The 11,249-nt window shown below is 69.1% G+C and carries 10 protein-coding genes and 1 pseudogene; 3 read left to right on the top strand and 8 right to left on the bottom strand.

The features are described 5' to 3' along the window. Positions 1-60: 60 nt before the first annotated feature. The 5 genes from ACWDX6_RS28955 to ACWDX6_RS28935 all read right to left on the bottom strand — a co-directional run bounded on the left by ACWDX6_RS28955 (position 61) and on the right by ACWDX6_RS28935 (position 4,857). Entirely contained in the window at positions 61-1,101 is a 1,041-nt protein-coding gene (locus ACWDX6_RS28955; RefSeq protein WP_451487835.1) for a VWA domain-containing protein, read from the bottom strand. Between the two features lie 349 nt (positions 1,102-1,450). Next, positions 1,451-2,530, bottom strand: a complete 1,080-nt coding sequence (locus ACWDX6_RS28950; protein ID WP_451487834.1) for a sensor histidine kinase — start codon at positions 2,528-2,530, stop codon at positions 1,451-1,453. Beyond that, positions 2,523-3,218, bottom strand: a complete 696-nt coding sequence (locus tag ACWDX6_RS28945) for a response regulator transcription factor (protein WP_451487833.1) — start codon at positions 3,216-3,218, stop codon at positions 2,523-2,525. The genes ACWDX6_RS28950 and ACWDX6_RS28945 overlap by 8 nt, the downstream gene beginning before the upstream one ends. Positions 3,219-3,345: 127 nt before the next feature. Beyond that, on the bottom strand, positions 3,346-4,050 hold the full coding sequence (locus ACWDX6_RS28940) for a VanZ family protein (protein ID WP_451487832.1): 705 nt from the start codon (positions 4,048-4,050) through the stop codon (positions 3,346-3,348). A 291-nt stretch (positions 4,051-4,341) separates the two neighbouring features. Continuing rightward, the gene (locus ACWDX6_RS28935) at positions 4,342-4,857 is read right to left on the bottom strand and encodes a hypothetical protein (protein ID WP_451487831.1); all 516 of its coding nucleotides are present in this window, start codon (positions 4,855-4,857) and stop codon (positions 4,342-4,344) included. Between the two features lie 231 nt (positions 4,858-5,088). Here ACWDX6_RS28935 and ACWDX6_RS28930 point away from each other — a divergent pair, with 231 nt between their 5' ends. Next, on the top strand, positions 5,089-6,054 hold the full coding sequence (locus tag ACWDX6_RS28930; protein WP_451487830.1) for a MerR family transcriptional regulator: 966 nt from the start codon (positions 5,089-5,091) through the stop codon (positions 6,052-6,054). On the opposite strand, the gene ACWDX6_RS28925 is transcribed toward ACWDX6_RS28930, so the two are convergent. Next, entirely contained in the window at positions 5,942-6,277 is a 336-nt protein-coding gene (locus ACWDX6_RS28925) for a DUF6207 family protein (protein WP_451487852.1), read from the bottom strand. The two genes, ACWDX6_RS28930 and ACWDX6_RS28925, sit on opposite strands and share 113 nt — an antisense overlap. Positions 6,278-6,399: 122 nt before the next feature. On the opposite strand from ACWDX6_RS28925, the gene ACWDX6_RS28920 reads away from it, so the two are divergent. Beyond that, on the top strand, positions 6,400-7,005 hold the full coding sequence (locus ACWDX6_RS28920; protein WP_451487829.1) for an HD domain-containing protein: 606 nt from the start codon (positions 6,400-6,402) through the stop codon (positions 7,003-7,005). 26 nt (positions 7,006-7,031) lie between these two features. Here the strand turns inward: ACWDX6_RS28920 and ACWDX6_RS28915 are convergent. Then, positions 7,032-7,367: pseudogene (locus ACWDX6_RS28915) on the bottom strand (IS5/IS1182 family transposase); the annotation flags it as partial. Positions 7,368-7,721: 354 nt separating this feature from the next. Between ACWDX6_RS28915 and ACWDX6_RS28910 the strand changes: the two are divergent. Continuing rightward, positions 7,722-8,045, top strand: coding sequence for a hypothetical protein (locus ACWDX6_RS28910; RefSeq protein ID WP_451487828.1), 324 nt, complete (start codon positions 7,722-7,724; stop codon positions 8,043-8,045). A 393-nt stretch (positions 8,046-8,438) separates the two neighbouring features. Here the strand turns inward: ACWDX6_RS28910 and ACWDX6_RS28905 are convergent. Beyond that, positions 8,439-11,249: hypothetical protein (locus ACWDX6_RS28905; RefSeq protein WP_451487827.1), on the bottom strand; the 2,811-nt coding region annotated here is incomplete at its 5' end.

Here is an 11,249-nt window from a genome sequence, read left to right as displayed (position 1 = left end):
GCCCCGCGCCTGCCGGTCCGGCCGGCGGGGCTTCCACCCGACCGGCGGGGTTCCCCGGTGTCAGCTCATCAGCAGCAGCCGCGTGTGCGGCACCAGCTTCCGGTTCACGCTGGTGCTCTGCACGAAGATGGTGAAGTCGTCGTTGTGGTCCGGCTTGACGCGGACTTCGGTGTCCGGCAGGCCGAGGAGGGCTCGCGCCTCCGGCCCCGTGTACACCCGATCCGTCTTCTTCTCCAGCACCGCGATCTGTTTCCGCGCCTGGACCTTCTCCGACTTACTCAACTGATAGAAAGCACAACCGGTACGGTACGTGTGTCCGCATTCGACGACCCATTCCCGTATCGCCGCGTCACGAGCCACCGGAATCAGCTGGTACTCGGACGGATTCACCGGAGTGAGACCGGCTGCCTTGATGGTGTCCTTGTTGACCGTCTCGGCACCCGTGGAGAATACCGACCGCGATCCCCGGATTCCCTGCGAGCGGCCCACCATGAATTTCTCGGTCGCCTCTCGGATGACCTGCCCGGCTTCCTCCAGGCCCTGGGTGCTCGTGGCGTCCCAGATGGCGATGTTGTCCTTCGGGAATCCGCACCGCATGGCCTCCCGCTTGCCCACCTGGTCCGGCACGAGGACGGCCAACGTCCAATTGTCCTCCTGCGTCTGGATCATCTGGGACACGGCCTCGACCAGTTCACGAGGATCCCTGGTGGGGGCATCCGGGCAGCGATGACTGGCGTTCTCCTGCCCGTCGGTCAGTACGAACGTCAGGAAGCTGTGGTCGCCGTAGAGCTGAGCCGTCTGCGCCAGCTCCCGCTGCGACTTCAACGCGGCCGCCAGCAGAGCAGTCATTCCACCGACCCGATACAGCTGCTTCAGCGACGGCATACGCAGCACGTCCTTGTCGTAGATGACGCACTCCACCTTGTCGGCGAAGACGTACACCGTGACGCGGGTTTCCTGGTCGAGTTCCCTCGAACGGCGCGCAAGATAGGCGATCTGCTGATCGGCGACTTCGACGACCTTGCGGCTCAGGCTCGACATGGACGAACTGGCGTCCAGCACAAGAGCGACGTGATTGATGTAGTTCTGATTCCCCGACATGACTGCTCCCCCTCTTTCCGGTTCGACGTTCCCACCTTCCCATCCACCACTGACAATCGGCCTCCGCTCACAGGCCGGACGGAGAACCCACCCGCGACCGGGCGCCGCAGCCCGAACCGCCGGCGACGACGTGAGCAACCCCGACGAGGCGGGACGCTTGCCCTTCCGAAGGCCGAGGACAGCCGCTGCGCGAGCCGCGCTCACTCCCGTGGCCTGCGCCTGACCGACGTCCGTAGCCGACGCCTCGGCGCTTCCGCGAGCGCACGGTCGAGAGCGTCCGCGCGGCGTCTGACGGCATCACGCTTTCCGGGGGGCCGTTGAAGGCTCCGCGTCAGGGCGGGGCGAGCGCCTACGGCATCCCGGGAAGGCGGACCGTGACCAGGAGACCGCCGGCCGGGCGGGGAGCGAGGTCGAGGGTCCCGTCGTGTGCGCGGACGATGCTGTGCACGATGGCAAGACCGAGCCCGACGCCGGCGTGCTCGTCGGTGCGAGCGCGTGCCGTTCCGCGCTGGAAGGGTTCGGTGAGGGTCGGTACCAGGTCCGGTGGGAGCCGATGACCCGTGTTCTCGACCCGCACCACGCTCGCGCCGCCCCGCGCTTCCGTGTGGACCGTCACGGCGCCGCCGACAGGGAGGTTGTGGACGATGGCGTTCTGGACGAGGTTCGTCACCATCCGCAGCAGAAGCTCCGCGGAGCCGCTGGTCCGTGTCGCTCCGCCGGTGACGTCGAGCGTGATCCCGCGCTCTTCGGCGAGGGGCAGCAAGGTCTCGGCGGCCTCCTCGGCGACGAGGGAGAGGTCGACGCTCTCGCGGGTGACGTTCCCGCCGTCGCTGCGACTGAGCAGCAGGAGAGCCTCGGTGAGGTCGATCGCACGCGTGTTGACGGCCTGCAGGCGGTCGAAGAGTTCTTCCTTGTCCCGCGTGGGATCCCGGCGGGCGAGGTCGATCAGCGTTCGCGAGATGGCCAGCGGGGTGCGCAGTTCGTGGGAGGCGTTCGCGGCGAACCTCTGCTGCTCGCCGACGTGCGACTCGAGCCGTTCGAGCATGGTGTCGAAGACATCGGCGAGTTCCCTGAATTCGTCGCGGCGGCCCTCCATGCCGATCCGGTGGGACAGCGACCCGCTCCCCGCCATCCGTGCCGCGGCCGTGATCTGTGTGAGCGGTGCGAGCATCCGGCCGGCGAGGATCCACCCCCCGACGAGGCCGAACACGAGTAGGAAGGCCATCGCCACGGCCGCGGCGGGGGCGAAGGTGCGCACAAGGAGGTAGCGGTTGGGCGCGATCCCGAGAAGACCCTGAGAGTTGTCGGGTACGTAGCGCAGCAGGAAACCCCACACCACGGCCAGCAGCAGGGCACCGGCGACGGCGAGGAACCCGGCATAGCTGAGGGTGAGCCTCAGCCGGACGCTGAGCCCTGGGCGTCTACGCATGCGTACGACCGGGCCGTGTGGTGTCGGGTCCGGTGTCGATGCGGTAGCCGACACCCGGCACGGTGGCGATGATCCATGGTTCGCCGAGCCGTTTGCGCAATGCGGAGACGGTGATACGGACGGCGTTGGTGAAGGGGTCGGCGTTCCCGTCCCAGGCGCGTTCGAGCAGCTCTTCGGTGCTCACCACCCCGCCCTCGGCGGCGACGAGGACTTCGAGCACGGCGAACTGTTTACGGGTGAGCGCCACATAGCGTCCGTCGCGGAAGACCTCCCGGCGGAAGGGGTCGAGGCGCAGGCCGGCGATCTCCCGGACCGGGGGGCGGGCGTACGCGCGCCTGCGGTCGAGCGCCCGCAGCCGCATGACGAGCTCCCGCAGCTCGAACGGCTTGGTGAGGTAGTCGTCGGCCCCGAGCTCGAACCCGGACGCCTTGTCGTCGATCCGGTCGGCGGCGGTGAGCATGAGGATCGGGATGCCGCTGCCCGAGGCGACGATGCGCCGGGCGACGTCGTCGCCTGAGGGGCCGGGGATGTCGCGGTCGAGGACCGCGAGATCGTACGAGTTCACACCGAGCAGTTCCAGGGCGGAGTCGCCGTCACCGGCGATGTCGGCTGCGATGGCCTCCAGCCGGAGACCGTCACGGACGGCTTCGGCCAGGTAGGGCTCGTCCTCCACGATCAGTACACGCATGTCCGAAGCCTAAGCAGCCCCGCGTATCGCCGACGTATGCGAAGAGCTGTGCAGAAACATGTGCGGAGAAGTACGCGGACGTATGCGGAGATGTATGCGGAATCGAATGCGCACCGGACACGCGAAATCAGCGCGCCGGCGCCGGCGCGGGGCGAGGCCGGTCCGACGACGTCTCCGCCGCAGCGCGCCACCAGCGGCGCGACGCCAGCGCGGCCAGCAGGGCGCCGGCGGCGTTGACCAGTACGTCGTCGATGGAGGACACCCGGTCCAGGCGCAGGACGTACTGTGCGGTTTCGACGAGGACCGAGCAGCCCGCCCCGAACGCCAGGATCCGCGGCACGGACGCCAGCGCCGCGAACCGCATCGGGGCGAAGAACCCCAGCGCCGCGAAGACCAGCAGGTTGCCGCCGATCCCGAGCGGCCCCATCGTGACCAGGTCCCGCAGCGGAACGAGGCTCACCCGGGCGGGGACGATGCCGGCCCCGCCGCCCGGCATCATGGTCATCCACAGGAACGGCACCGTCCCGTGAACCATGCCCACCTCGGCCACCGACATCCGCCACGCCGAGGGCACTCCCGCGGCCCGCCGACGGCGCGCCAGAGCCCACGCCACGAGCAAGGCCAACGGCAGCGTGACCAGCGTCATGAACACCACACCGTTGAACGTGTCGAAGCAGCCGTGCCACTGCCCGGCCATGCACCTCGGAGCGGACATCATGAGCGGCCGCCGTACGACGAACAGGGCGCTCGCCGCACCGAGGATCACCAGGCTGAGAAGCGCGATCCCGCGCGTGCGGCGGGGCGGTGCTGACAGGGACGCGTTGTGGTTCATGCCCCCATTGGAGACGGTGGGCCGTTGCGGTGGCGTATGCGATTTTCGATACGCCCGCGATACATGGAAGGCCGGGCATCGAGGGACCGGCGTCGCCGGGAGGAGGCCTTTCCCGCGCCGGCGTCACCCCGTGGCGGTCAGGCGTCGAAGCGGTGGCGCGAGGTCTCCCCGCCGGCGCCAGGCCCGGCACGCCCGTGCGTTCACCTGGCGGCGGTCTGAAAGGTCAGGGCCTGTGGCTCAGGGCGGAGGGGCGGTGTGCCCGGCGTCCACGCCTCAGCCCGTCCAAGCGGGTCAGCGTGCCAGCCGGAAGCCGGCGACGACGCACAAGGCGCCGATCGCGGTCGCTCCGACTCCCAGCCAAGCCCGGCGAGCTCCCCACACACCCGCCTCAGCAGGCCACACAGTGGCTGAGGCGGGGAGCGGCCGATCGGCTTCCGGGATCGCGGCTGAGATCTCGTCCACCAGACGCTGGATCCGGCTCTGCTCGGCGTCCGTCAGCCCCCCGCTGCCGAGTCGTCCGCTGAGCTCGGCCACCTTCTCGTTCTGCGCGTCCGTGAAGCCAGGCAGGTCGACACGTGGGGATCCCCCCATCAAGTAGTGGGGCAGGCAATCCAGAGGCTGCCCGTTCTCGACGTCGAGGTGCAGCTCGTGTCCACCACTGCACTCGTCGCCGACATGCTGGAACGCGACCTCGTACATGTTGCCGGCGCTGCGCTCTTCCAGAAGGCCTATCAGCACGAACGGAAGGCTGGCAGCCGCGAGTCCGACGCCGCAGATGACGACGAGTATCGAAACGAACATACGCATGCGCACCTCTTCCACGGGGCGGACGGCATCCCCCAGCCGGCGTCAGTTCGATCCGGCACCCGAGACCGAGACGATAGAAAGGTACTCCGGGGCCTCCTCTTGCGGAATGGCATCCGCGACCTGCCCACTCGCATGCCCCGCCCGGATCCCCGGTGGAAGGGGCGGACGTTGGGCGCTTGACCCGTCCCCCAAGGTCCGGGTTTAGCGTTCTGCACGACGAGGAGGTGCACAATGCGTGCAGGTGAGGCGGCCACGGCTGCCGGTGTGACGATCAAGGCGCTGCGTTACTACGAGGATTGTGGTCTGCTCAGCCCGGGGCGCGCGGCCAACGGCTACCGCGAGTACACCGCGGAGGACGTCCGGTCGGCGGAGGAGATCCGCAGCCTCGGGGCGCTCGGCCTCACCCCGCAGGAGACCCGCCCGTTCCTCGCCTGCCTGCGCGCGGGCCACGAGGAAGGCGACCACTGTGTGGAGTCCCTGGCGGCCTACCAGCAGAAGATCGAAGCGCTGAACCTTCTCGTCGCCCGACTGACCCGCACCCGGGACCAGTTGGTCCGCCGCCGGGACGCGGCGGCCCGCCGAGGCTTCCCCTCGGCCATCGAGCCGGCGAAGGAATCCAACGAGATGCTGCCCACAGCCGATCCCCTGCCCGACGACCTGCCGGCCCCGGTGGACGACGGCGCTGCCGCCCACCTTCCGGGTCGTACCCTCCCCGCTCTGTCGTTCACCGGCACGGACGGCAGCCCCGTCCGCCTGGACTCGGTCTCCGAGGGCCGCTGGGTGCTCTTCCTCTACCCGCTCACCGGCGACCCGGCAGCCGATGTCCCGGAAGGCTGGAACGAGATTCCCGGCGCCCGTGGCTGCAGCCAGGAGGCGTGCAGCTTCCGCGACAACCTGGACGCGCTACGGGCCGAAGGCGTCGACCGTGTCCTCGCCCTGTCCTCGGACCGGGCCGACTACCAGCGGGTGCTCGTGGACCGCCTGCACCTGCCGTATCCGATGCTCTCCGACCCCCGGCTCACGCTTGCCGAGGAGCTGAAGCTCCCGACGTTCGAGGCGGACGGCCAGAGGCTCTACCGGCGCCTCACCCTCGTACTGCGCGGCGCCACGATCGAGCACGTCTTCTACCCGGTCTTCCCGCCGGACACCCACGCCGACGAGGTGGCCCAGTGGTTCCGGGACCATCGCACCCAGTAACGCATCGAGAGAGTCGAGGACTTCCACGACACCGGCCGGTCGCCGCCTCGCCGGCGGGGAACGCGCCGCCCGGCGTGGCCGCTGCCGCAGGCCGGTCCATCACGAAACGGACGGTGTCCTCGTCGGGCGCGGTGATGTCGAGAACCGCCAGTCCGGGTGTGGCGATGTGCTGCTCGTTGGCCCGATCCTTCGCATAGCTGGCACGAGCGTCACTGCCGCTGATCGCTCGTGCCAGGGAGACTGCAAGCGCATACCCGCCGGGCCGGTCCCGATTTTACTGGGCAGGGGAGTCGCCAATGCGCGTGTGACAAGGCGGAAAATGTTCGATGGAAGGAGCCAGGCAGAATGATGAGCGAGGTTTTCGGGGTCCGCGCCCCTGAGGGGCGGGCGGCAGACGCGGCTCGGCTGGTCTGCGAGGAATATGCTGACACGGCGCTGTATCACCACTCTGTGCGGTCGTATTTCCTCGGCGCAGCCTGGGCGGAGGCGCGGGGTTTCGACTTCGACCGCGAGTTGTTCTTCGTCTCGGCACTGCTGCACGATCTGGCTCTTGTTCCGCCCTTCGACAGTCATACGCTTCCGTTCGAAGAGGCTGGTGGCCACCTGGCCCGGGTGTTCACGGCCGGTCTCGGCTGGCCGGTTCGGCGACGCGACCGGGCGGCTGAGCTGATCGTTCTCCATATGCGGGATGACGTTGCACCGGAAGTGGACGTAGAGAGCAGACTTTTGCAGGTCGGTACCAGTGCGGACGTGTCCGGGTCCGGGCTGGAGGTCTTCGACCCGAATTTCCGGCAGGCGCTCGTCGCGACATACCCCCGGCTCGGCTTTGCCAAGTCCTTCGTACGTCTTTTCCGGGACCAGGCCGAACGTAAACCCGGTTGCTCAGCGGCGAAGTTGGTAGCGGGAAGTTGGCCGGAGCGGACGGAGTCGAATCCGCTCGATCAGGTCTGACGTTCCAGCCGTGAGAAATCTTCGCCTCCTGCCCATGCCCACCTTGCCCTTCCACCGCACCGCTCGACGGTGTTGCGCCGTTTATGCCTCGCGGTCGAAGGCTGGTGGCCGGCCCCCGGATCGGCCCGCTTCTTGCGCTTGGCGACCTGGTCGGCCGGCTGTGGGATCACTGCCCGGATCCTGCGTCGGTGAAGGTGGGCGCGGGACGAGGAGGGCTTGTCGGCCAGGACCATCTCCGGTGTAGTCCTGGACCGGCCGATTGGCCGGGGCACTCGTCACCGGGGTATGACCTGGGGGAACGCGGGAGCGTCGCCTGCCTGGCCGGCGAAGGCGCTGCGCACCGGCATGCTTCGGCCCTCGGCGCGATGAGGGTTCCAGCGCGCCCGGACCGCCGGATCGCGTGGTCGCCGAAGATCTCCACCCGACCGAGGGGGCCCCGGCAAACGGCCGTCACTGGTCCGTGCACGAGGGGTACGGCTGCACCGGGGCGCGTCACCGACGAGCTCGACGCCCGCTACGGTGGCCGGGTCGCCGCGGGCCGGCTGCCGCCTGTCGGCGGGCGAGCTGCCCCACGGGCATCGGTGCGGCTGCGACGGCACCACACGCCACACGGGCACGTGGACCGCAGGGGGGGGCGCACCGGCAACTCAGGATTCAGGGAATGGCGTTGGCGCCGGTGGACAGATTCCTTGAGGTCGACATCGGGGAGGCACACGATGGATGCAAGGGATGTGCTCGACTCCGCCGCCGGCGGATGGTGGTACCCGGTCGTGGTCATTGCGCTGGTGATCGCCGGCGCTGTTTGGAAGGCAGTGTTCCACTTCCATCCCGAGCGGCCGGGAGAGACCGTTCTTCCGCCGTGGCTGCTCACCGGCGGCGCCGCCCTGGCCGCGCTGCCGTTCCTGGTCAGGCTGGTCGCGGACGGCGAGATGGGTGAGGGCACCTTCGGTCTGTGCGTGGTCGTGGTACTGGCGGGGATGAGTCTGATGACCACGTTCAGGCAGCAGTCTGCGGCGTCCCGCCGTCCGCCGGAGCCCTGACACTCCAGTGCGGGTTCGTGATCTATCCGCTGGATTCCGTCGGCCGAGCGTCGTCGGTAGTGGCTGCGCCGGGCTGTTGGCTGGTGGCGTCTGCGCCGGCTTGACCAGCGCAGTCGTGTAGCCGGGGACGCGACTGGCGAGTCGACGACGGTGGCGAGCAGGTGGCCGGTCTCCGGAACGGCGAGCGAGACCAGGGTGCTGCCGAGTGTGCAGATACGGTGTGGCCGACCGGCCGGGGGTGGCTCGGCTGTGACGACGGCCAGGAGAGCTCTCTGACGGATCAGCGGATGGCGGTGCTTGTCGGCGTCGGCGTCGGTGTCGGTGTCGGCGTCGACGGGTGTGCGTGTGCCCCCGGCGCCGCGGCGCCGGGGGCACACCAGTGGGCGGCAGGGATCAGCCGAAGGACTTGATGCCCGCCCAGTCGGCTGAGATGACGACCTTCACGGCGCCTCTGGTGTCGGTGGTGGACGGGTGGTAGATGCGCATCTGGCCGTCGTCCTTGAAGCGGACCCACATGTCGGGGATCCGGTCCCCGTTCACGTCCGGGATGCCGACGATCGCCGAGATGTGCGCCTCGGTCCAGTTCGCGCCGTACTGGGTGTCGACTGCTTCACGGGAGTTGGCCGCGACCATGAGGGAGTTGATGTCGACGCTGCCGACGACCGGGCCCGGCTTTCCGTGACGGATGTAGATGCTGCCGGAGTCCAGGCTGCGCCACAGCAGGTCCGGGGTGCTGTCGAGGTCGACGTCCGCCACGTTGACGATCTCCCGACGAGCCCAGACGTCGGCGTTCATCAGGGTCGCGGTCTGGAAGGTGGCGCCGGTGTAGCCGGACAGCGTCCAGAACGCCGTCCCGGCCCGCAGGACCACGTCGGGGAGCTTGTCGCCGGTGATGTCGCCGACGGCCTTCACCTGGGTCCAGGTCGACGGGTCGGGCGCGTTCGAAGGCAGCCGGATCTTGATCCGGTCGTCGATGTTGAAGGTGCCGTAGCCGTCACCGGGGTAGAGCCAGAACTGCCCGTCGGGGGTACGCGCGAACAGGTCGGTCGTCCCGTCGCCGGGGTAGACGTCGTTGTACTTGGTGATCAGCGCGGCCTTGCCGGTGGCCGGGTCGTACCAGTGGCCCTTCGGGTGGAGCTTCCTGTCGGTCGTGTAGGCGCCGGCCAGGCCGCCGTACAACTCGCCACCGGGCGTGCCGGGGTAGGAGAACAGGTTGCCGTTGGCGTCGATGAGCATCAGGTCGGCGAGGCCGTCGCCGCCCACGTCACCGGGGCCGTCGGCCGAATCCCGCGGCGGGACGTAGAAGGCGTAGTCCGTGCGCGCGCTGACGTTGCCGCTGGCGTCGAGGGCGTAGACGTTCAGCCAGTTCGGACCGGCGTGCGGCGGCGTGAGGTCGGTCTTGGTGTAGCTGCCATTGGTGGCGTCCACATCCGTGAAGTTGAGGAACTCGAAGCCGTAGCGGAACTTGACGGCGCCCGGGGAGCTGAAGGTGATCGCGCCGGTGCCGCCGAACTTCACGGTGGCCCAGGTGGCGCCGTCGGGGGTGGCCCGCTTGAACACGTCGCTCTCGACAGTGGGCTGCGGGGGTGCGGAGCCGTCGATGGTGATGCGGCAGGGCTCGGTGCCCGGCGGGTAGAAGGTGGAGACGGCGCCGGCCGAGTCCTCGGCGCGGACCATCCACGAGTACGTGACCTTGTCGTCCAGCGGGAAGGTGACGGGGATCGTCACCGATGCCTTGCCGCTGACAGGGGTCGCCACGTATTCCGTCGGGGTGAGGCCGCTTCCGGTCTTCACGAAGCGGAAGCGCAGCTTGGACAGGTTGCCGTCGGCATCGGTGGCGTTGGCCGACAGGGTGATGTTGGTCTTGCCGACCGTCACACCTACGCCGGGGCCGGGGGTGCAGGCGCCACCGGGGGTGGAGGTGCCGGCCGTCGGCTCGTTGGGCTTGGTGTTGTAGTCGACCTCCAGGGTGGCGGAGGTGGCGCGGAACTTGCGCCAGGTCTGGGTGTCGCCCTCGCTGGTGGCGCGCATACCGAAGGTGATGTTCGACCAGCCGCCGGTGGCGGCCTTCTGCGCCGCGTCCTTGACGGCGGTGCTGCTGAACGCTTCGTACTCGTCCGGGCAGGAGGTCGAGGACCAGCCGTGCGCGAAGCTCTTCCTCTGCAGCTCCGTGGACCAACTGGGCTGCGCGTTCCACGTCGTACCGGAGGAGATCGAGCCGGTCAGCCAGAACTGGAACTCACGGCTGGTACAGGACCAGGAGTGGTTGTTCAGCACCTTGTAGGAGGCGCGGGTGACGGTGGCGTCCTTGATGTTGGAGGAGAACCCCATCCGCCAGAAGGAGCGGCCCAGGCCGCCGGTGTCGCTCTCGTAGCCCACGCGGGCGTCGGAGGTGCCGGAGGAGAAGTTGGTGCCGTTGTAGAAGCTGCTGTTCGGGTACTTCCGGTAGGCGGTCGTCCACGCCTGCCAGGCCGAGTTCAGCGTCGGGTCGACGAAGACGGGGAACTTCACGCCCTCCCGGGTGAACAGGCCGGTCTCGGCGACGTTCAGGAACAAGCGCGCGGTGCCGGTCTTGTCACCGTCCAGCTCGACGGGGAGCTGGGCGGACTTCGCGCCGGGCTCGATACCGGTCAGGCCGGACAGCTTGAGCACCTCGGCCGGCGTACCCGTGGCGGTGCGGGGGGCGGCGTCCTTCAGCTCGGGGTCGCGGCCGTTGGAGTCCCAGGCGAACGGCGTGGGGATCGAACCGACCTCCGTGCCCTTCTTGTCCAGGACGAGCACGCGGCCCTTGGAGGCGTCGAGCTGGAAGACGGCCGTCGCCGAACGCAGCCCGTACGCGACGGACGTGAGCGCTTCCTGCTTGGCCGCCTCGGGGGTCTTCACGATGAGGAGCTGGGCGAAGCCGCCCTCCTCACGGGCGACCAGGAGCAGGTCGACGCCGGGCAGGACCTCGGAGTAGAGGGCGCGCGGGCCGTCGAGGACCGGCTCGGGCAGGGCGCCGGGCCAGGTGTAGGCGATGGTGTGACCGGCGACGTCCATCTCGGCGAGCACGGAGTCACCGGGCTGCGGAGCGCGGGCGTACGAACGGTCCGCACGGGAGGCGTCCTTGCTGCCGCTGGCGAACCGCACGGCGACGGGCGCGTTGACCGGCACGACGCCCAGCCCACGCGGCGCCTTCGCCGACCGGACCAGCTTGTTGTCGAC

Source organism: Streptomyces sp. NPDC003027 (assembly GCF_053591435.1).
The sequence above is the reverse complement of the archived record's forward strand: the minus strand, read 5'-3'. Positions and strand labels throughout refer to the sequence as shown.